This is a genomic window from Paenibacillus sp. SN-8-1 (assembly GCF_050995535.1).
Classification (GTDB): Bacteria; Bacillota; Bacilli; order Paenibacillales; family Paenibacillaceae; genus Fontibacillus.
In genome coordinates this window covers 873,519-896,081 of the sequence record NZ_CP194782.1, presented here as the reverse complement: position 1 = coordinate 896,081, position 22,563 = coordinate 873,519, and the positions used below count along the sequence as shown (strand labels likewise).

At 44.6% G+C, this 22,563-nt stretch carries 19 protein-coding genes; 2 read left to right on the top strand and 17 right to left on the bottom strand.

What is annotated here, in order from left to right; genetic code table 11:
- The 12 genes from cas1c to ACRRNK_RS04145 all read right to left on the bottom strand — a co-directional run bounded on the left by cas1c (position 1) and on the right by ACRRNK_RS04145 (position 13,604).
- Positions 1-1,032 (bottom strand): type I-C CRISPR-associated endonuclease Cas1c, encoded by a 1,032-nt coding sequence (gene cas1c / locus ACRRNK_RS04200; protein ID WP_433945557.1) that lies wholly within the window; start codon positions 1,030-1,032, stop codon positions 1-3.
- Entirely contained in the window at positions 1,029-1,688 is a 660-nt protein-coding gene (gene cas4 / locus ACRRNK_RS04195) for a CRISPR-associated protein Cas4 (RefSeq protein WP_433945556.1), read from the bottom strand. The genes cas1c and cas4 overlap by 4 nt, the downstream gene beginning before the upstream one ends.
- A complete protein-coding gene (cas7c, locus tag ACRRNK_RS04190; protein WP_433945555.1) occupies positions 1,675-2,553 on the bottom strand; it encodes a type I-C CRISPR-associated protein Cas7/Csd2 in 879 nt (292 codons plus the stop codon). Before cas7c ends, cas4 begins: the two co-directional genes overlap by 14 nt.
- 2 nt (positions 2,554-2,555) lie before the next feature.
- Entirely contained in the window at positions 2,556-4,469 is a 1,914-nt protein-coding gene (cas8c, locus tag ACRRNK_RS04185) for a type I-C CRISPR-associated protein Cas8c/Csd1 (RefSeq protein ID WP_433945554.1), read from the bottom strand.
- Complete coding sequence (cas5c, locus tag ACRRNK_RS04180; protein ID WP_433945553.1) at positions 4,466-5,188, bottom strand: type I-C CRISPR-associated protein Cas5c; 723 nt, start codon at positions 5,186-5,188, stop codon at positions 4,466-4,468. The genes cas8c and cas5c overlap by 4 nt, the downstream gene beginning before the upstream one ends.
- 201 nt (positions 5,189-5,389) lie before the next feature.
- Positions 5,390-7,816 (bottom strand): CRISPR-associated helicase Cas3', encoded by a 2,427-nt coding sequence (cas3, locus tag ACRRNK_RS04175; RefSeq protein WP_433945552.1) that lies wholly within the window; start codon positions 7,814-7,816, stop codon positions 5,390-5,392.
- A 93-nt stretch (positions 7,817-7,909) separates the two neighbouring features.
- Positions 7,910-8,278 (bottom strand): hypothetical protein, encoded by a 369-nt coding sequence (locus ACRRNK_RS04170; protein WP_433945551.1) that lies wholly within the window; start codon positions 8,276-8,278, stop codon positions 7,910-7,912.
- Between the two features lie 19 nt (positions 8,279-8,297).
- On the bottom strand, positions 8,298-8,897 hold the full coding sequence (locus tag ACRRNK_RS04165; protein WP_433945550.1) for a DUF1643 domain-containing protein: 600 nt from the start codon (positions 8,895-8,897) through the stop codon (positions 8,298-8,300).
- A 51-nt stretch (positions 8,898-8,948) separates the two neighbouring features.
- Positions 8,949-9,842: an HD domain-containing protein gene (locus tag ACRRNK_RS04160; protein WP_433945549.1), complete on the bottom strand. Its 894-nt coding sequence runs from the start codon at positions 9,840-9,842 to the stop codon at positions 8,949-8,951.
- Positions 9,843-9,887: 45 nt separating this feature from the next.
- Positions 9,888-11,147, bottom strand: a complete 1,260-nt coding sequence (locus ACRRNK_RS04155) for an McrC family protein (protein WP_433945548.1) — start codon at positions 11,145-11,147, stop codon at positions 9,888-9,890.
- Entirely contained in the window at positions 11,144-13,048 is a 1,905-nt protein-coding gene (locus ACRRNK_RS04150; RefSeq protein ID WP_433945547.1) for an AAA family ATPase, read from the bottom strand. The genes ACRRNK_RS04155 and ACRRNK_RS04150 overlap by 4 nt, the downstream gene beginning before the upstream one ends.
- 13 nt (positions 13,049-13,061) lie before the next feature.
- Positions 13,062-13,604, bottom strand: coding sequence for a hypothetical protein (locus tag ACRRNK_RS04145; protein ID WP_433945546.1), 543 nt, complete (start codon positions 13,602-13,604; stop codon positions 13,062-13,064).
- A gap of 166 nt (positions 13,605-13,770) precedes the next feature.
- Between ACRRNK_RS04145 and ACRRNK_RS04140 the strand changes: the two genes are divergently transcribed.
- Positions 13,771-14,103 (top strand): helix-turn-helix domain-containing protein, encoded by a 333-nt coding sequence (locus ACRRNK_RS04140; protein ID WP_433945545.1) that lies wholly within the window; start codon positions 13,771-13,773, stop codon positions 14,101-14,103.
- Between the two features lie 63 nt (positions 14,104-14,166).
- Here ACRRNK_RS04140 and ACRRNK_RS04135 read toward each other — a convergent pair whose 3' ends face one another.
- A complete protein-coding gene (locus tag ACRRNK_RS04135; protein ID WP_433945544.1) occupies positions 14,167-15,783 on the bottom strand; it encodes a hypothetical protein in 1,617 nt (538 codons plus the stop codon).
- Between the two features lie 153 nt (positions 15,784-15,936).
- On the opposite strand from ACRRNK_RS04135, the gene ACRRNK_RS04130 reads away from it, so the two are divergent.
- Positions 15,937-16,599 (top strand): exonuclease domain-containing protein, encoded by a 663-nt coding sequence (locus ACRRNK_RS04130; RefSeq protein WP_433945543.1) that lies wholly within the window; start codon positions 15,937-15,939, stop codon positions 16,597-16,599.
- A 46-nt stretch (positions 16,600-16,645) separates the two neighbouring features.
- Here the strand turns inward: ACRRNK_RS04130 and ACRRNK_RS04125 are convergent, their stop codons facing one another.
- The 4 genes from ACRRNK_RS04125 to ACRRNK_RS04110 form a co-directional block, all read right to left on the bottom strand.
- Positions 16,646-17,593 carry a helix-turn-helix transcriptional regulator gene (locus ACRRNK_RS04125; protein WP_433945542.1) on the bottom strand — a complete coding sequence of 316 codons (948 nt, stop codon included), beginning with the start codon at positions 17,591-17,593 and terminating at the stop codon, positions 16,646-16,648.
- Positions 17,594-17,665: 72 nt separating this feature from the next.
- Positions 17,666-17,884 (bottom strand): hypothetical protein, encoded by a 219-nt coding sequence (locus ACRRNK_RS04120; protein WP_433945541.1) that lies wholly within the window; start codon positions 17,882-17,884, stop codon positions 17,666-17,668.
- A gap of 238 nt (positions 17,885-18,122) precedes the next feature.
- Positions 18,123-19,109: a hypothetical protein gene (locus ACRRNK_RS04115; RefSeq protein ID WP_433945540.1), complete on the bottom strand. Its 987-nt coding sequence runs from the start codon at positions 19,107-19,109 to the stop codon at positions 18,123-18,125.
- A 216-nt stretch (positions 19,110-19,325) separates the two neighbouring features.
- Positions 19,326-22,562 (bottom strand): chromosome segregation protein SMC, encoded by a 3,237-nt coding sequence (locus ACRRNK_RS04110; protein WP_433945539.1) that lies wholly within the window; start codon positions 22,560-22,562, stop codon positions 19,326-19,328.
- Position 22,563 lies beyond the last annotated feature (1 nt).

The following is a 22,563-nucleotide window of genomic DNA, read 5'->3' as shown; positions in this document are numbered from 1 at the left end:
CTACTTCCATAGAAATGGTGGATATTCATCCAGATCTCCACGAATATATCTCGCAAGCAGGAGGGATTGAGCGTACGGCACAAGGCCCCATGATATTTTATCACCGAGATAGGGATGAATGATCTTGTCTTGCTTCTTCTCTTGCCATGCTTTGAGTACCAGCTTCCGGGTATCTTCGTCCATAATTACCGCGCCGTTCTCTTTCTTATGGAAACCTTTAGGCTGAATTATCCTTTTATTAATCAAGGATAGCACCAATCGATCAGCAAAGACTCCCCTAAGCTCTTCCATCATATCGAGGGCCAGGGAGGCCCTGCCGGGCCGATCTCTGTGAAGAAAACCAACGTAGGCATCCAGTCCAACCGCTTCCAAAGCGGAACACATATCACTCGCGAGCAGCGTGTATACGAAAGACAACAGGGCATTCACATTATCCAGCGGCGGACGTTTATTACGGCCATGAAAGTAAAAACACTCTTTCTGCTGCAATATCAAATCATCAAACACAGAGTTGTACTGAACTGCAGCTGAACCTTCGAACCCTCGCAAAATCTCCAAATTCTGAACATCGCGCACCAGCCTCATACTTTCTGTCAAGGAAGCGGTAATCTGCTTCATACGATTAACATCAACACGGAGCGGATAGTCACGTGTCGCACGCTCCAGTATCCATTTACTATTATAAATCTTCCCTAAAATCATGTTCCTCGCTACAGCTGCGCTTCGCCCTTCATGATCCGATATCCGGTATTGTTCCTTGCGCAGCACTACATTTCCCCTGCTCTCCCCGATTACCCGGGCAAGGAAGCGTCCGTTGCGAGTCATGAAAGTCAGTGCAATATTCCGTTCCGCACATGAACCCATCAAAGCCGGGCTTACTCCTGCGTAACCGAATGTACATATCCCCTCCAGGTTATGTAAGGGATAACGTGCGAGAATGCTATCTTCATTCTTGACAACAATATTCTCCCCATCCAGCGACAGATACGTATCTGGCATAGTAACAAACAGCGTGTTAAGCAACTTCTTCATTCATTCAACCTGCTCTCGATAAAGCTGGAGACACTTCTTTTGTTCATCAATTCGGGCAGGCACACCAGATTCAGCGAACAGCTTTGACAATGGGGCCCTGTCTTGACCTTAGGCGTATGATTCCTCCCGAAGTAATGATGCATTTCGCTTAGTGTCTTCTTTATTCGATCCTTGTCAGAGTCCAGAACAGGGACTTCTACTCGGTGCTTGATCTCATCATAGTAGAGATAGCCAAGCGACAAATCGCAGAGCAGCATTTCTTCCAGACACATCAGCTGTGCGATCAGCTGCGAGCGATCCGAGTCATCCCTCTTGGGCTTCCCGCGTTTATACTCAACAGGATAAGGAAGGTATAGTCCTTCCTCCCCTGCGAGCTGTATTCCCTGGGGATGCCGTATGAACTCCACTACATCACAGATTCCAGTAATGCCAAGTTCTCTGGACTGCACGGGTAATGCGCGAACAATCAGCTTGTCTCCCCTTTTCTCACGAATAAAAGGTTGATCCGCTTTTCTATGGATATGTGAGCCCTCGATTGTACGAACATTCTCCTCCCACTGCTGCTCGATATGGATTAACGCCCATTGTCTTCTGCAAAAGTTGAAATGCTGTATCCCCGAGAGCAGCAAGAAATCTTCTTCGCTATAGTCCTGCATACTCCTCAGCCTCTAAACCAGGAAGCGGTTGAAGCTCACAGATATAGTCCTCTATCGACCTGGCTGCCTCGACGCTATCCTTCAATCTAACTTGAAGGGAACGATGAACCTTAGCTGACGAATACTGACCCAGCTTGGACTTATGCTCCCACCAGTACACCTGATTCACTTCCATACTTCCATCAGGCCGTGCCGAAGAAGTGTCATTCTCGAACAAGGAGATTAACGCCTGCTTGATTTTCTCAGCATCTTCCACAGTGAACCCGGTCTTTTCCGCCAATTGGGTATTGATGCTTCCGTAGAACACATACACGCCAAAATCAACCCTGTGCTTCATCCCCATCGTATCCGAGCCTTTCTTGTTGGGGTCCTTTGGTGTTGTAGAGTTAACACTTTTGGTAATCTGTATGCTCGAAATATCGATAGGATCTATACTTACTGCCGTATGGATCGACACGGGCCCCCGAACTCCGATAGAGACACCGCCAGCTCCTTCTGATCCGCTGAAAGCGAACACTTGACCAAAGCTGCGAACGTCTATCCACGCTTTGCAGGCGGCCTGAGCATATAAATCGTTGTTAGACTTCTTCCCTTTGGCAAATTCCTGAACCTCCGCATTCGCATCCACCCGCTCTTTGATGCTGCGGTAGGCATCATCCCGTCTCTCATCGGACTGCACAAGCAGGGATTCTCCCATATCCTGCAGACGGTTGCGTATCTTTCTCTTGAGGCAGACGTCCGAAATCTCCCCGTGACCATCATAATTCTGGCGAGGACGATTCCCGTTCAGCGGGTCTCCGTTAGGATTGGCGTTACGCACCGACATAACAACAGCAAAATCAATTTTGTGGTCAAGTATACTCATTTTTAGTTATCCCCCTGTTCATAATCATGATCTGGTTCTGCTGCGACCGCTTCCTTATCCTTCTTACTTGTATATAGATCATTGCGCTGACTATAAAAGCCGAGCAGGTATAGCCCACTAAGCGGCTTATCCGTGTAATCCTCCGGCTTCAATTGGGCTCCAACCTCATCAAGCAAGCTATTATAATATCTCGCATCGGTTCCCATTCTTGCCTGATAAGGCTGCAAATTAGTCTGAATAATGCTCCATGTCCGTCCAGGGCGCTGCGCGAATGCGTTCATATAACGTATGGCGTTCGTGGCACGCCTCTCATCTCTGCCTAAAGCCCTTCTCTCCAGTACATCGGCAATCGCCAGCATTCTGCCAAATAAATAATCACGGTTCGTGTTATGAATGTCCAAGCTCACTTCAAGGCCCTCCTTCTCATACGTTTTGTTCACTAGTGCACAAGTAATGCTGAGCGTCTTCTCCCATTCCCAATCTTCCATTCCCACCGGATTGGAAGCGCGCTGAACTGCGCTGCGCACAATATCAACCGGGATCTTACGGCCGTCAACGATAGATGGAAGCATGCGCTCCATCAGGTCCTTGATGATCTTGTCACTCGCCCGCGGACCATAAGCTGCGAAGGCAATATCCCGTGTTGCCGGAGCCCCGATAAATGAAATATAGCGGTTATCCGCGTCCTTCCGGTAGCGATGCAGCCAGGAACAGGATTCATGCCAGTTCTGAAGGCGGTTCAGAAATAGCTCCTTGTTCAGATCACGAAAATAGACAATCGACATCCTTCCGGGGGTTGCCGCATCAAGGATCATGATAATGACCTCGGATTGGTAATCACCATCATAACGATAGCCATTAATTGCACGTCTGATCCGGCCTGCGAACTCCTTATGAGTAAGGTCTCCGGCTGCATGGTCTTCCTCATCCTGATATAAGGCGAACGTATCGTGGAACGGATCCGGCAGATCCAGCCTCCCTGTTCCCCATACCAGGAAAACTCTGCCGTCTACCGTGAATCCCTGCCGCTCGACCAGCCACTTCAGGGCATTATGCGCCTTCTGGGACACCTCGTAGCTGATCGTTGCCGCGTCTCTGCTGCTGCGAAACCTTCCTCGAAACGTAAAGCCGCTTGTGTCGTTGGCTGAGATCAACTTAGACTTATCTCCCGAATTTCGGATTCGGGAGGCATGCTTGTCCGCATAAGGCAAGCGTTCACCCAGAACATAACACAGGTCAAGTTCCGCCAGATTCATTTCATAGAACTCTATAAAAGACTGCTGAACAGATGAATCTCGCCATAACCTGGCTTCTGATTCCCCAGGCACCTGGACGGCGAACCGGACAAAGGCTGCGCTCTGATCAGAGGCAATCACTTTGAAAATATCAGGCTTCTCCCCATACTGCTCCTCCATCTTCGGTGTCCATTTGTCCAGCAGCTTGCCCTGCTCATCCACCCATAACACCTTCTCACGGATCAGATCCGCCATCAGCGTACCTTTGGATAGATAAGAATAAACGCTCTTGACCTTGGGATGGGCTGCGGATGATTCACACCAATCGCGAAGCTGATTCATGTAATCGGGATGCGGAGTCCCCTTAGCCTCCCCGCAGTAATGAGAATAGTCTCCGGCTACATAGACTAACTTGTCGAATAGCGCATGCGGTACCGGGGTACTAGTTCGGCTAGAGGAAGCTTCCGTACACGGAATTATCGTACTGCCCTCACTCTTGTTCACCACTTTGCCGGATACGAAGTTCCCGTTCTGGTCCAGGTGTACTTCAATATGAGCACTTTGCGTGGTATGTGATACAGGGATTAAAGCATACTCGCGGTCGTTAGCCTTCTTCTCAAATTGACCCATAACATGGGAGTGATCCTCGAATGTCTGATACAGCTTGGCAAGCCAGGTCATCCGCTCTCCTCCTCTCCAAATAACTCCGCATACAGCAGGTCAACAGACTCCATATTATTCGGACCAAATGACTTGGCGACGCCCTGCCCGGTCTTGCGCACCAAAGTGCATTCCTCCGGCCTAGGGAACCGGATGATCCCGTTCTCCATCTTGGGACGCCATAGGCGAGTCTCGAGTTCCTGTCTTCCTGTCTCATCTGGATAGTTAATTCCGTGAACCATCAACCCGAAATCAATCTCCGGGATATCATCATAGAAGCCTATACCCTCCCCGTACTGACAGGGCTCAACATAGCCTTGGCATTCCCGGGTTCCGAGGAATATATCCCTTCTCCCTCCAGCCTGAACGGAACGCTTTGCGACATTATGGTGCTTATTTTCGTTACGGTCGTGAACTAAATCTTCACGAAAAGGGTTGAACTCAAAATGGGCACGTACCTGGTACTCTACTTCCTTGAGATAGGTGTAATAGGCTAATGTGTTCCCGCCACTATATTCAATAGGACGTATTCCTTTCGATTCGGTCTGAATCGAGTTCATCACTCTTACTTCATCCACATACCAGATTATGGTGGGCTTCCAATATACAGATTCCGTAATTCCTTTCAACGCCTGGTAGGTAGGTACTTGATAGCTGAATTTCTCACCCCCTATCTTGGATAGGGGATCTGTAAATAGAGCGTGGCTGCCTGATACTTTAAACTCTATTTGATTTCTCATATTGAACCTCCTTTCTTATATATCATGATTTATAAACTAAGCTGATTATATTACACATTCCAGAAAAATACAATTTCTTTGATCACCAAATTGCCATTTTTAATTTATATATGCTAAACTCATTGTGTCGCCAAAAGCGTGGATTGAAATTTATAAATCATGATTTGAGACAGAAGAACCGCCCTTATCAGCGGGCTCTTCTCATATCATGGCTACCGACCATTCGCCTTCTCCGTCTGTCTCCACTCCGAACTTTGCAGAATATGCAACTTCTCGAAGTGCAAGAACCTGACCATGAAGCAGCGCATACACATCCCCATTCTTCTCCAACTTCCTCAATTCGTGATCATAGATATTGACGACATATTGCTGTAATTTTCGTATGATCTTCCCAAGCTCTCGGATATCGAGGTCCCCATTCAATGCCAGAATCAGGTTCTCCGCTTCTTCGTTGTAAGGTACGACCACGGAGGCAGCTGCACTTGAGATCACTTCAAAATACTGCTCTGCCGAGGCAAAGGAGGGCCGGCTCAGTATTTCGGGATTAGCTCTGTGCTTATTTCTGTAGGCGGCATAGTAATCTTTATTCATATCCAGCAGATCGAACATATTCTTATCCAGCTTCGGAATATAGTAACTCAGTTCATTCTTGATATGATCATAATAGTATTGAAAATATATTTGCATCGCAGCTGGCGATAACAAGTCATAGTCAAATCTCTCCGGTTCCCGCTTGAATTCGCTTAGCAGCCGCTCCGTCTTCTCTGCTCCCACAGCTATCTCCGGCAGTCGGCTTAACTTCTCATCGGCCGAGCGGATAATATATACTTTACGGAGCGGGTCCTTGCCATGCCGATTGCATCTGCCAGCCGCCTGGGCAATGGAATCCAGGCCTGCCAGGGAACGAATCACACATGCAAAGCTGATGTTCACTCCAGCTTCAATCAATTGTGTGCTGACACAGATTACCCTCCGTCCAGCCGCAAGCGCATCCTTTACTTCTGCAAGTATCTTTTTGCGATGGGCGGCGCACATGTTGGTACTCAGATGAAACAGCTCTACGTCACTTTCTCTGCACCATTCCTCCCGTTCCAACTGTAAGAACAATCTTCGCACGGCCGTCTTGGTATTAAGAATAACGAGCACACTGCCAACTTCATCTATATTTTGCCTGGTGAAGGCAGCAAGCTCCTCAGCCCCCCACCCGAGTGGTCTTGTACGATCAATCAGTTCGACCCGTTTAAAGCTCCTTGTCACTTCACCCAAATTAGTGATCATCTCTGCCTGCTGCGGCAGATGGAGCTTGTGCTTGACGAAATCCAGAGCAGGCTGCGTAGCCGTGCACAGTACGAGGCTGGAGTTACCCAAGACATGCAAGAAATTTAATGCTGCATTAAACAGCGACACGCACTTGACTGGAACCGATTGAACCTCATCGAATATAAGCACGGCATTTGCCAATTGATGCATTCTTCGATTGTTCCGGGTACCCTTGGCATACAACGTATTCAAGAACTGTACCATCGTAGTAAATATAATAGGCCTGTCCCAGTTATCTCTGGCGAGCCTGCTCTTCTTCATGCGGCTATCATAGGTGTCATCACCCGGCTGGGCCTCCTCGATCACATTGGAGTGATGCTCGAGTATCATATCATCGTCCTGAATGATGTCCCTGATATCTCCCGCATTCTGCTCAATAATTGTCGTATAAGGAACAATATAGATAATCCGCTCTTTGCCATGGGTGAGCGCATGCTTAAGTGCATAGCGCAAGCTCGCTAGAGTCTTGCCACCGCCTGTAGGAATAGACAGAGTATAGATGCCTGAAGGCCGCTCGGCGAACTCATCACACTGACGAGACATTTCGCGCCGTAGACGGTTGATCGGATGATCGGCATCCTCTGCCTGATCATAGGACTGGACTACACTCATTAATCTCTCATAGCTTTGGCTGAAAAAATCCGGATAGGAGGCTGCCCACCTCGTTGGCTCACCTTCTTCAAATTGCCGCGTATTCGTTCGATCAGCATCAATCAGACAGCTGAAGATGTACTTAATCATCAATGAAGCCGCAATAGGAGGAAGCTTGTGCCTCTGAATCACTTCCAGGACACCCTTCATCTCCGCTTTGGCTCTCTCGAAATAAAGGTCGAACTCTTCTTCGGATCTATCCGCGAAAAAAACATTTACAGCCTGCTCATACTCCTCCATTCCTTCCGTCTTCACCGCCACCCGTTCCAGAAATGGAGACTTCTCCGGATCAAGAAAGTCCCGAAGCCCTTGGTGATGTGAAATAATACAGTTAGCGATCCATTCCGCGGCCACTTTATCCTCATAATTCACTGCCTTGCGGTGATAACGACGATAGAGCAGGCGGCCGCCTGCTGTTGAATGATCCACCGACCCTCGGCGCGGAGGAGAGTCCGGGTTGGCCACAGCCTGCTGAATGTACTTCTTGAAAGCGTTAGTATTCTTGCCCAGATCATGCAGCAGCCCCGCCATCCCGGCCAAATGTCGGACCCCGGCTTTAGCCCCGTAATATTCACAGCCTTTCTGTACATCCTCCAGATGCTCAGTTACGGTCTGGATAATCTCATCCTTTTGTCTTATATGAGCAATGAACTCCATAGGCCCTCCTGTAGTCAAATAGACTCACATCTGATATAAACGTATCACTTTCTAAATTCAGGGATTATTTACAGTTTTCTGCGAGTATACCTCTCACCAAGACATTTTTTTAAACAACCCCTCCTCACCTAAACACTTCTTCTCCCAATAGTCCAAGTTATCTGGAGGAAACTTGGCAACTTCAGCGTAGATTATTGGACCAAAATCCGGGTGAACTTCAATAGGATACAACTCTCTCCAGATGGGCCCCAATTGTTCCAGGGCATTGGCCAAATCTTTAGAGACAAATTTCCTTTCCCTCTCGAGCAAAGGCAATAGATTCTGATCGTCTTCATTTAAAAGATCTGCTAAAGCTCTCTCATTGCTTCTTATCGAAAAATAGAAAAACTCTTGATTATGATCCTTTTTTGCATATAAGGAGATGCTTCCTCCCTCAGCCCCAACCCGCAAAATTGTCTTCATAACATAGAACTATCCCTTCTTAATAAGAAATCTGTTTATATTCATTCACAAGATCATCCAACAATATATCCCGATCACTTTGAAGTCTCGGGCATAAATGGTAATAATCATTTTTTTTAGGATGAAGTTTCCCGAAAAAGGGTACACCTGATTGTCTAATTGTATCCAGCCATCGATCCTTAGATTTTAGTATGGTCTCTGACCTATCCAGACCCCAAGCTAACAACAACCATGGATGCTCCTGCAGTTCATGAGTTGAGATCTCATCCTCAACCGGACTGTATGTATCTCTAACTTGTTGCAGCTGATTAACAGCCGAGGCAGACTGAGGGTCTTTCAAAGAGAAAAGATTATACACATGTACCCTACCCTCAGGTTCATCCCCATGAATATGACGTATCAGCCGTACTAACTGCCTAAGAGTGTGATCAAGCCTTAACTCACCAACCATCCGCTGCTCAAGCTCTTGATGCCCCCCTAGAAAGTCCGCAGCTCCCGGATTCAATCCTACAAATGCTCCTATCGACTTTGTGCTGCTTCCCCATTGCAAAAAACACTTTCTTCTAAAGAGTACCCCGTCTCTTCTTTCGAACTCACCATAAACAACCGGCTCACGCATAATGTCATCTCCCTCTAATAAAGCGGATATGTTTCCTTTCCTTCTTGGCGACTAAAGTATTCCTCTCTTCAAACTACGGTAGAGATGATGATATACCTCGTGCGGAAATAGATGAAATATATCTTTCATGGCAGCGCATGTCGAAATGATTGTGTCAGTTCCCTCAGAGTTAACTTCAAATTCGATACCTCGTGAAGTTAAATATTGATACATCTCATGTCTTTTCTCGTAACTGTTATCTTCTCCCGCTCTGTACTCCTCTGCCAATACATACACCATTTCTTTCAGATCAGTCCGCGCATCTTCAACATGGGTATTCCGTGCATGTGCAGCGAACAAGTCCTCAAACACGGCATCATAAAACTTCTTGTTCCTACGGCAGGCCATAATCTCCGTAGAGAGCTCCAGTGTCCCAAATAACATCTCGACTTCATCTTGAAAAGTATCTAATAGGGCAAATCTCGACGCATACCCCAGACTCTCAACCAAGCTGGTATAATACCATCTTAGTTCCTCATATCCTCGATTAAACCTATTCCACACTTCATCACCATAGGCTTCGATATCCCTGCGAATAGATCGCAAATTGTGCAGCTTGTCAGCGCAAGCGATTTGTCGGATAGCCAAATCAGCCCTTTTTAATACTTCCAACGTATGCTCTTTGCGCGATTCCCAAGGTTGTGTTATATCCGGTTCAGATGTGCCCTCCACAAGACGCAGAACTTCTCTACCAAATCGATTGTATATGTCCTCTTCAGTGGTATCTGTGTCCTTCAATGTATCATGAAGGAGACCGGCTATTACAACTTCTTCTTTACACTTGGCCTCAAGCAATATCATACCTACTCCAAATGGATGGCTAATATAAGGCGTGTCCGTACCTATCCTTGTTTGATTCCGATATGCCCTGGCTGCAAATTCTATAGCTATATCGATTTGGTTCATATAATCCCACTATCCTTCTTCTCAAAATCATAAGACTCATAACAATCATTCAATCAGATCTATTATTTCTTGCAGCTGCAACTCCGCAATCCGCTCATCCTCATAATTAATCGTGTATACCTTCAACCTTTTGGAAGGCTGTCCCTCCAAATGCCAAGATTCCAAACAACTGCCTGCTGGCTCATCAATTCCATCGTGATGAGGATACAGGATAACGACGGTATCTACTTCTTGATAACGAGTCAAATAAGCATACATTTGGTAAAAGTCTTCACGCTTCACTCCGTGTCTCAAGCGATCTGAACGTATCATTTTCCATTTCGTATCCACGATGATTTGAGCTCCCGACGAGCTCCCTATCAACAAATCCGGCTCAAGTTGAAAGACTCCTCTTGTAGTACCTTCCTTAATCAATAACTTATGACTTCTATCCTTAATCGTGACCTGATCTATCAACTTGTTCGCCAAGTAAGCAACGTATGCTTCGAACAGATCGTTCATTTTGAACAAGATCGAGCTGTTCTTGCTCCTGCCGGGTGCTGACATCGGGGCAGTCTGACTAATTAGGAGCTTGGCAAGCCGATAGCTTTCCTGAAAGCGCCTATTCGTACGATCAAATAACATATGATCCATGACATACTGAGTGATTGGCCCAGGCTTTACTTCATCCAAAAGGGCCATAGAGCTTGCCGCTCTCATTCTCGTTGCAGGGTAGCTACAACGGGACAACACGGTCTGCAAACCTGCTACCAAGACTTGATTCAATTCATTGGTAACTTGAAATTCATCGTACACACAGCTTACACCCGGCTTCATCATCGCTTCCCGCCGAAGCTGGCGATTCATATCAATCTTGCCTCTAACAAGCTGAAGCTCGTCCTGTTCACGCTGATAAGAACGATACACCCCTTTTCTAAGCTCATTAGACAGCTTGGCAACGAATAAATAAGCAATAATCTCAAGTAGATTAATCTTCTCTACCGTCAATTGGCTGATCTGGCTCTCGTGGATTTCCAGGAATCCAGTACACTGAAGCATACGTAGAAGGACTCTCCGAGATTGCCGAGGATTGCTGCCCGATACCTTAGGCAGTATCTCAATCGAACATGTACTAAGTTGAATGAATCCTACATAGTTAATGAACCTAACTTCATTTCGGGAGATAAGGATGCCGTCTTCATCCAACTCTTGCTTCCGAACATAGGCGGCGAGTTCATCAACTTCTACTGAGTTGAGAGCGGCGTCATTCAATTTATCTGATATAACAATTGACTCAAAGCATTCTGTTACAACAATGTGCTTCATTCTTGTTCCTCTTCAGAATGATCGGTCGAATTATTATATACACGTCTGAGCGCCGCTATGGTTGGATTCGGCTGTACAATATATCGTGTTTTCCGGGATTCCATAGCAGGGCTCTTCCTGTTGAAAATAAGACTGGCATCCATATCGATCCTATTCAGGAAATACGAGTTATCTCCCTCGCGGCCAGCCCCTCCTAGGACAAGCTCAATCTGCTCCCAATCTTCGTAGAAATACTCCTGCAGCAACGGTATTACTTTCTTCTGCATAATGCGGATATAGTCTTCTGCCTGTAGCTTTTTATTTGACATAAAGTACGAATGGCCTATCACATGATCGCGGTCGTACAAATATTCAATTCGCTGATTGATCGTCTCCAGCAGTTTACGTATATTCACTCCTTGAATGTCAATTGGAAGAAGTGAATAATCGGGCAATACTTCCACAAATTCAAACCGTCTGCGAAGCGCAGTATCTAATAGAGCAATAGATCGGTCTGCCGTATTCATCGTTCCAATGATATGAAGGTTGGAAGGGACATGGAGAGTATTCCCTGAGTACGGCAACGTAACGGATAACTCATTTGGCTGCCCCATTCTTTTATCGGATTCAATTAATGTAATGAGCTCCCCGAAAATCTTAGAGATATTCCCGCGATTAATCTCATCAATGATGAGAACATACTGCTGTTCTTGCCCATTATCTTGGCTATTCCCCGACAAGAGCTCCTGAATACTGTTCATATTGATATCACTATGATTGAACATGTAAATAGTTTGTTGAGAGAAGACCTTGTCACGAAGAATACTTTGAACCGGAAGCATAGCGTTGCTATCTGTATATAGCCACTCTACTGACCGAAACTGATGGTAAGGAATTGGAGAATCTGCCTTATAGCTGTAATCCCCAGTAATCTTCCCAATTGCCCTTACCTTCTTGTTACCATAAGAAATAATTACAATATCGCCAAGGCGCATCCAATGCTTAAACCGTTCAACAGCCTCGACACCAAAGACAGTCTCATTTGGCAACTGTGACTGATAAAGCTTACTTATCTCCTGCTTGTCACCACAATTTGAGAAGTCGGCATCTTCCCCCCATCCAAGTGCAATCACATTGTTCGAGATACAATAATCGTATACCTCATCATCACCCGTTAATGTATTGCCTAACGACATTTTGAAGAATCGGGTACTTGCGGGGTCAAAATTATAGGTTAGTTTGTGTTCTGCGGTAGCTGCCCTTGCCAAGTTGCATATTCTCTTAAAAATCCCGTCTTGCACTTCGTAATGCTGCTTCTCTTCGTTGTAACGAATCCCTTCTACAAATTCCTCGTAGCTGAACGATTGATGAAAAGTGCAGAACATCACATGGTTACTGTCAGTATATTGATTAAACAGCTGTACAGCTTCGTTACGTCGCTGTGGATTATTCAGCAGGTCTGGATCAATACCTGGTTTAAGGATAGATAAAGCCTCGTAAATCACATTGTAAGTTTTACCTGTTCCGGGAGGCCCGTACAGGATCTTGTTAACAGGGGTTGATTGAATACGGTTGGTTGTCATATTCGCTTGCATTCCTCCTTGCTGAGCTAGTACATCACTGTCCTTCATCCACGGTCTTCCACTCGGACGGTCAGCCTTAAAGTGCATCATCGTTACGTCTGCCTGAACTACTTCTGGATAAGAGTTATAGAGTAGGCGGACACCCTCTTGCTTTGCTGCGGCTAATCTACCATTAAATTCAGTACTTATAAGAATCTCTGAATGATCCAGGAGATATACGATGTAGTCATGGGAAGTAACTTTAACTATTATGATATAAAAGCGAGTTTCATTTCCTATAATGTATTCACGGTTTGTAATTCCCTCATGAACAAGGTTAATAATTTGATCTTTGGACATATGGAAAAGTCTCCTAACCTTCATACGGATTGAGCCGAATAGCTATGTGAGGATTACTCAAGGATAGCATATATTGTTGCTCCTCAAAAAAATCAGATAACCGAGACAACAGAACATCATCAATGTCTATAGCAATTGCTTGTCCTTCTTCGAACAGACAAAGGGGCATAGCGCCCTCTATTAATGGAATTGAACTTGAAGCCCTTATATATCCCTTATGTGTCCACATGGTTTCAACAACCGGATCGACATCTCTGCCTACAATCTCGTGATAAAACGGAGTTATGAAAAGTACGTATCCTTGGGTAGGCCGATTCTGATCGTCGACAAGTCTTTTCATACAGTGCCAAATAACGAAGGGCCCCTTCTGCAGTTTTTTTGATCTTTGCTTCGATATAGCATCAAGCGCAGATAAGTATATCTTTTGAACATGCTCGTTCACAAATTCATCGTTCGGCGATTCCTTGATGTGAGAAATATCAAACAGATAGGCCCAACCCTTGGATTTAAGCATTTCATCGGACAAGACGATGTTGTTCTTGTATACTAATTCCATCTTCTTCTCTCCTCGACCTCTTATTTATAAGAAGATTATGCCAGGAGAAGAAGTCAAATGGTGGCCAGCGAATATACGTTCGCTAGTTAACTTATTAGTTCAATTTAACTTATAGTGCATGTTAACGAATTGGATTCGTTGTTATAGTTTTTACTGGGTGATGGAAATGGGTTATGATTACTCGGTAATAGGAAAAAGAATCAAGCAGTCTCGGGAAGAGAAGGGATTAACACAGGAGAGCTTAGCTGAGAAGTTAGATGTATCTAACGCTTATATAAGCAAAATTGAACGTGGAAAGACACCTATCAATTTGGATAGATTATCTGAATTGTGCAAGGTACTTGAAGAATCGACGGAATATATATTGAATGGGGCGGACAGTGCCTCTGACGATTATTTAAGAAATGAGATTATTGTGATGCTAGAAGGTTGCTCAGCCGAGAAAATAAAGTTGATTTCACAGGTAATCAGGCCAATTATAGAATACAGAGGAAAGTAATGGGGAACCTTCAATCTAGTTGAAAGGTTCCCTTTTTGATTCCAGTATATGTCTTCTTTCATCTTAAATTTCCCGTTTGCGCTCGAAATACGTGAATAATCTATACTCGCATACCTCTCTTGTCCATTCGTGAAGCAGCTCAAGATCCTCCTCACGAACTTTAAGTGATAAACTTAATTCTCCTTTCGCATAAGAAAAGAACTTGTTATTTGTACCCCAGACGGTCATAGGCATGCGAGCGATCAACCGTGCCGTTCTAATTAACGGTTCATCCCAGAGCTTCCTGGATTCATCATTAGAAAAATCGATGCTTTTTCTATTCTCATCCTTCATATAATAATCATAGAAGAATGGAGCAACCTCATATGCGGTAACCGAACGGGTCCAGTTCTTCGGACCGCGTTCAAGCATGTAGTACAGAACTACCATTTTATAACTTTTACTCATCTTCGTGCTCTCTAATTCATTAAGCCAGTTCTCATAACGTTTGGCTAATGAGGCCTCAGTCTTATTTAACTCATTGGCTTTCCATAGAAAACCATGATAAGAGCCAAATAGCTGTCGGTAATCCTGGCTGTCACAGCTGCCTAGCGTATGCAGCTCCATATATTTCGGGCGGCGACCAAGCTTATTTTTAAGTTCACGGAAGGCTGTAATTGCATTCACTTTCCGCTTACCGGAGCCCATTAGACGTTTTTCTTCGGTAATACAATTATCTAACTGCTGAATGAACTTCGACACTGTCTTGGGTCCCACACCACTCATGTTGGAGGATAAAAATGATAGATCCTCTGGAAGGTCTTTAATCGTTCTCACATTCAGTTCATTTCGCAGATAGTTAAGAATGGCGCTGTATCCCTTAATCTTGAGGTCGTCAAGTTCCAGGTTGGCCATAGAAGCAGGGAAGACAATCTGTTGACTCCGAATGTCCTGCTCAAATTCTGTTTCAGAGTGAGCATCCTTTCTTTTGATAATCCCCGCATCAGGAGTTGTCTCTTCAGTGAGCGCTTGAGCAGACTCCTTCATTACTGCTTCGTATACGGTCTGCTCATTCGAATCGTTAAAAGTTAGCTTTTCCTTTAGTGGTGACCTGTCACCAAAGCTATCAGCAACCTTGGTTATGGTCTCCTGCAAATATTTGAATTGATCATTTATGGTAGGCAGGATTTTGTTCACTATTTGCTCATTCAGCATCTGCTCAAGCTGATCTCCCATTGCATAAATGGAATGAACAGGGTTAAACATCTCGGCAGACTGATTACTTGGCATAGACGGCATCTGATAGACAGGCGGCTTAATGGATAAGTCCCCATAGGTCTCAACATACCATGTTGCCAGAACATAGATATGCCGATGGGCCGATAATGCCAAATCCACCGGAATAGACGTTGTATCATGGGCCGCCTTATTACCATTAAGTCGGAGCCACTCAAAGCTTGCCTTAACTTCCTCTGATAATAAACCATCACGATAAAGCTTATGAACACGCTCACTGTGTTTGATTGAATACACAGGCTCGACCTTCTCAAGCCTGGAGACCGTAATAGCCAATTCTTCGCTAAAGAGTCGTCCTTGAGTAAGCGTTGAACGTGGATTCGTCCAAATATCCGTCTCTGCTTGTGCCGATAGAGCTAATAACCCCTCACTGACTTTATCCAAAAAAGAAAATAATGCTGACATAATATAGCTAACATCCTCCCGCACCTACAAAACACAATTATAGTCTTACATAGTTCTATTTAAAGTAACCCCCAAACATATATTCGTGACAACCCGCTGTCACTTGTCTCCTGTATATTGGCAACAAGTAAGCAATGAAGGGAGCTGCAGACTATGAAATATATCATTTTTGATATGGAATTTACCGTACTACGTTCCCAGCAGCATCTGGCCGAGACAATTGAGATTGGGGCGATAGAGCTAAAGGAGGGCCAAGATGGAACTCTTGTGATGACCAACCTTTTTCATTCTTATGTACAGCCCTCACTCCGTCCAAAGTTATCCAAGCTGACTACAGAGTTTACAGGAGTAACACAAGAACAAGTGAATAAGGCTCCGCTGTTCCCTGGAGCCATTAGCAATTTCAAGGAATGGCTTGAAGGCGATGACTACTATCTCTGTTCTTGGGGACCTGATGATAAGCACCAGTTGGTTCGTGAATGCCATGCCCAAGGAGTTGACCGGGAATGGCTGAAGAACTATAACGATATACAGTTGCCTTACACCAGACTAAATGGGGCAGACCATGGCCAAAGAATAGGGCTCAAAAGATCATTACAACTCGAAGAAATTCCCTTTATTGGCAAGCAGCACAATGCTCTCGATGACGCCTTCAATACGGCCAAACTTTTCAAAAAAATCTTCCCCCAGCTCAAATTGGAGCAGAATAATGCTTCTAATGATGCTTTGTATATAAGCGAAGTTGTGTACTCTACGGGTGGGATCGATAACAAGCCATTCGGCAATCTTGCACAGCTGCTGCAATTGGCTCTATAAAGCCCCTGCCATAAGGGGCTTTTACTTTTACCATACCTGTTAGCTGCTAATACAACTTCATCCATTCCATCAGCTGCTGCTTTAGACCTTCCCGTACCGAGGCAGGCTCCAAAATTTCAGCTTGAGGGCCATACTGAAGAATCCATTTCAAAAACTCTTTTTCATTGTTGACCGTGACTTCAAATAGAAGACTGCCATCCTTCATATCTTTCATTCTAGGCTGAACAAACAACTCTTCCTCTTTAATATAGCGGGCCACTTCCGGAGCAAACCGCACCACAAAGCGCGTGTTCTTCTCCCCGCGGTCAATCGACCAGGTATTCTTTAGATACTGCTTGATGTTAAAGCTGCTCTTATCAAAAGTTTGGTCAGTAATCTCAACCTGCTGAAACCTGCTTACCCGGAAGGTGCGAATGGCCTGCTTGAGGTGACAATAACCTATCAGGTAAAAGCGCTGCTCGCGAGGCACTAAATAGTAGGGATCGATCCGGCGTTCGGTCGTCTCATCCCGGTATTGAGTATGATATACCGTCTGAATAGATTTTTTCTCAAGCATAGCCTGGATTACTGGCTGCAGAAAGTTCGGACTTTCCTTACGATAAGCAGGAGTACCCATTTGAATAATATCGGCAATATCCTCAAAGATATTATTTTGCCGAGACTTTTCTTTCAAATGAGTCCCCATCACCTTGTCATACGCCGGGTCAAATCCAGGTGGAAGCTTGTCCTTATCCAGTACAGACGGTAGCAGTGAGAAAGCTAGTGCCTCTTGTTCCGTGAAGTTGAGTGGATATAAGAAAAACCTTCCCATAAAACGGTATCCCGTACCTCGCCCCTCGTTAGTTACAGGTGCAATTAGACTTAGCAAGTCCAGGTCCCTATATATTGTCCGGATGTTCACATCACATTTTAGCGCCAGATCTGAAGCGGATATTCCCGGGTTGGCCTGTATGGCGTTGATAATATTAAAAATTCGTATGACTTTATCGATCACGTTGGGCTGCTCCTCTATAATCCTTTATAATTCAAAATACAAATTCATAAACCTGCTACGTGTCCTACAAGATTATCTAAATGGCTTACCTGTCAACTTCCGAATTGCTTTACAAAATCTCTCCCATTCTTCCGGATAAGCATTACTCCCAACTATATGAATGGATCTATCTTCAAGCTCGATGTCCAGTGTCCACTGTGTTCCATCCAGCGTATTATAATCAATATACTCATTCTCCCAGTTCAAGATCCGGTATTTAGCCTTTTTGATATTTCTGTATTCTGTTATCATAAAGCCTCCTTAAAATATCATAATCATTCTCGTGCCCGGTTAAATATTTGAACAACATGTTAATCACTCGCAATGTATACGGATAAATCATATGCTTATCGTATTACCTCGCGATGGACCCCCTTGCCCTTGGCTAACGGTAGGCCCTCGGGACTTTCACCCTAGATAAGACGTCCATGCTGGGCGCACATAAAAAAGACTCCTATGTATAAAGGAGTCTTTGAACTATAATTTGAAGCTAGGGGAACAATTTAAGAAGTTCTTCCCTTGCCTTTTTCTTATTCTCTTCAGTGATTGGAGTAATGACACCTAGACTAAAGTATTCCATTGCACTATCAGACCTATTAGCTTCACCAAAAGGAAGAATACTTTCAAGTGAGGATTTTTGCTGCTTCTTACGCAACTTGTCTTGAATGTCCAAAAGTTTAGTCATGATCTCAACTCCTTCTAGGTACTTCTCAGGATTAACAATATCCTGCTGGTAACTTAGGCAACTTGGTAATGAACATGCACTTTGTTCATTTTGAACAAAGTGACTTAATCTGTAGTCTTCAGCCAATTGTTCCAAGGCTACATGAATTTGCCATGCAGCACCGTTATTAAATTGTACTATTCTATGCGAACAATTGTCAAGGTAACCCAGATCACCTAACCAATCGTACACCTGCAGAGGGGTTTCAATTCCTGATTCATCCATAGCCCGATAAGTAAGAATATGTCCGTACTCATGATTAATTGAGTATGCTACTCGATTCCCTATATCTAAGTTATTCATAGCTGTGTTCCAACGATCAAAAACAACTTGACTTATTTGTTGAGTCTTAAGTAAAGTTTCCAAACCACTTCCATGAAATGCTTTATCATTAAGAATCCTTGTTGGAGTATGATCGGGTACAAGATATATATGTCTGTGGTTAGTATTCTTATCTGTAAATGCTGTTTCAGCTGGTTTCCCTCTTAGGTTTAATACAGTGTAAGGCAAATTAATTATCTCTGCATCAATTTCTATTCCCTGTTGTTGATATGTACTTATTGCTGTGTTAATTTCATGCCTTGTCCTTCTTCTGTATCCATTATAAAATATTCTATCCACTCCATATGTATCAAATACACTTACATGATATGGGTCACTTTGTCTGTCTAGAACATTAACAAATTGTCTTTCTAATGAAATATCCTCTAGTGCATTATCATCCAAAGGATTTAACCACATATCATTTCCCATCTGATTATTCCCCCAAATATTCCACTTTATACCATAGGGTATATCGATTCTTATCAATAATTGGAAGAAAAAAACCCCCTCTTGGCTTGAGGGAGTTTATAGATTGGTCAGTTACACTCTCTAAAGTTTCGTAAGAATCATAGATTCTCCCTCGTCTTCTTACCTTAATTAGATCCTAGTAAGTTTAAGAGCACTTTTCTAGGCAAGTCACTAATACTATATCTTTCTCTTCAATCCAGTAGCCTTACTGCGAGGTACCCTTGGATCATGATGCACAATATAAGCTTTGGAGAAGAGATCGAGGTACGACTTCTCATGTGATTTGGGCGTGAGAATAATAAGTTTACGTTTAAGCTCTTGCTGATAGAGATCGAATACCTTCAGCTTTCGCTGCTCATCCAGAGCGCTGTCGAATTCGTCCATGACGATGAATCCTGGAGCTGTCTGCAGATTTTGCAGCAGGGCGAGGGCGAACAACAAGGAGCTGAGGGATTCTTCCCCACCGGATACCCCTTTGCCCACTCTGCCTCCACGTGCCTTAACGCTGACATCCTCCATCGTTCCCCGGTGGCCTTCCTTGCGTGCTTTGATGAACAAATTGAAGTGGATCCGTCCTTGGCGGCCCTCATGTTGATCCCACTCGATCTTCCCTTCGAATTGAAATAGGCTCATATAAGATTCAAATCGCTTTTCTATTTCGAGAACTCGCATTTGTATCGTAGTCTCTAACTGGTCTCTCAGTTGTTCCGTACGTTCCTGATCCTGCTCGAACAAGAGGCTCGTCCGCTTATATTCATCCTGATAGCGATAGAATTCCTCTTCCACAACCTTGTAGTTGTCCGGCGCTGCAGGATCTATCCCCGTTTCTTGTCTAGCGTGATTAAATTGGACTCGGCCTGACTCAAGACTCGATCGAATATTCGCTATCGTCATACCTTGAGTTGAGGTTGCATTACCTCCTCCGGATTGCAGATTATTGGAGTTAGTTACTTCATTGTAAATATGCGGAGCCAACTGCTTGAACTCCTCAATCTCCTTAATGGAGAGGATATACTCCCTCTTCACGTCTTCGAGAGAATCGTTCCTTGACTGTAACTGATTGATTATCTGCCGAAGCTTACTCTCCTCACGCTCATACTGATCCTGAATTTCTTGCAGCACACGCCCCTGTCTTCTCGCGTCCTTATCGAGCTTATTCCAGCTCTCTTCACTTAATTTCTCCTGACGCTGCAGTTCTTCAAGTTTGTCATCCAAGCTTGCTAATTCCCGCTGAGTAATTTTGAGTACTTCATACTTTTCCTTCTGTTGGCCAATTCTCACATAGAATTCAGCTTCACTCTGCAGTTCATTTTGATCACGTTCCATCTTCAAGCGCTTTTTCATTAATTCCAATTGAACCTCACGCAGCTCACCCATATGTTTTTGCAATTGGCTTAACTTCGCGACTTCCTCTGTATGCTTGTTGGCTCTGCTGATCCGCTCGTGCTCCCTTGTCATGAAGGCTTCGGCTTCTCGTACCAAGTGGATAATGCCATTCAGCTCCTGCAATCGCTTGGTATTTAGCTTGATCTTCTCATCTGCCTCTTCACATTGATGAGTCAGTGTGCGGATGCTCTTCATGGCTTCTTCTTTGCGTGCGAAGAGCGCCCGTGCACTCATAATATAGCGATGTTGTTCTTGTGGGCCGCGAATCCCCATCGCATCTACAAGTACACCATGTTCGATTCGAATATCTCCATCTTTGAAGAACTGTTCAATCCACCACAAGGCTTTCATTGCATGAGGAAGCACTTCTTCATCTAACCCTTCCTTTACACGCAGCTGCAGAGATGCAAGCTCAGTCACTGATCGGTCAGGTACTACCTTACGCAAAGGAACATGGTATAGATCATTTGGTGGAATAACCACATGCCCATCGAAGAATATTGAGTATTTTATGGAATTGAAGCGCTCTTCCGATTTCAACTGAGCAGAATGGTCAAGCTCTACCAATTCTCGCAAGGCATAAGCCCGAATTCCCTTTGAGCTAAAATAATTCAAAGATTCGATTTGTCTTCGAGACCAGTCATGTTCCTCTTCTAGACGGGCGAGTTCCTCCTCCAAATCGCCAATTTGGCTGGAATGCTTATTTCTTGTGTCCTTGGTATAAGAAAGCAGCTCCTCTAGCCGGTTCAGCTCCTCTTGTACATGGTGACTCGTTATATATTGACGAATTCTTTCCTGATGAACGGCCTCCAACTTTTGATCCTGTTGTATCTCTGCCTCAATACTTGATATTACTCTTATTAATGCCTGGTTTTCTTCTTCTCCCTTTCCGAGCCCCATCTTAATGTCGTCCTCTTGCTCCAGCACACCACTCAACTGTAAGGTCACAGATTCCAATTGTTCCTTAACTTCTTCCTCCGTCCGGGTAATACGCTCCTTCTCCTTAATAACTTCCTTAAGCTCCTGCTCCAGCTCATCTACAATCCTCCCCGTCTCCTTACGCTTAAGATCCAGAGCTTGAATCAGACCATCATAATGAGATAGTTGGCTCTGCAGCTCATTCATATTCTTCTGAATTCCTGCAATTTGCTCACTTGCTACAGTTTGCTGCACTTTAGTCTCATGCATTTGTTCTTGCTGTTCTTCCTTATCCAGCTCAAGTTGATCTATTAGGCCGATCAATTGCTCTTGCTCGCGCTTATAGAATCCTTCCAGCTGAAGCAAGGAGCCAGCGTACAATCTACCGCCCTCAAGTAGACGCCGCTGATTGTCCTCGTACCGATCCAGTTCACTTTTCTTTATTTTCAACATGAGCTTCTTATTCGCTACATTACCTTCTGCCACACGAAGCGTCTCCTGGGTTTCCTTCAGCTTCTCAATGCTCTCTTCCCAGTTCTTCTGCACCCGGTCAATCCCATGCATTTCAGCAAAAATTCTAAATCTCTCCTCAGGATGCATCACAGAGAACTGGTTCACTTCCTGCTGATACCAAATTAGATAGAATAAGTCCGGGTCAATCTTATACTTATATTGAAGATCCTTCTTATAGGCAGTGAAATTGTATTGGCGGTCACCGGAGGTATAATGAATCTCCTCCTCCCAGTTCAAAGGATCGTCCCCAGAGGAGATGACAAATTCCTTCTTGATCGGTTGTCCCTGACCCGGCTCCTGTAACAAATATAGGGAGAACTCTACGTAATCCGGAGCGTCAATTCGCATGTAACCCTCGTTCTTAAAAAGAAAATGGATCTGCGCCTTCCACCTCTCATCCGCCCCCAGATTACGGGATCTTAGACCCTCTACTTCTACCTTAGAGGAGTACAGTACGGCCCCCATGCAATAGGTTATCGTTGATTTCCCAGCACCGTTTGGACCTGTAATAAGGACATGCTCTTGCTGTCCAGACAAGTCCATAAGAGTAGCCTCGTAGTCCCGAATTCCGCTAAATCGCATTTTCCAAGGTATCATG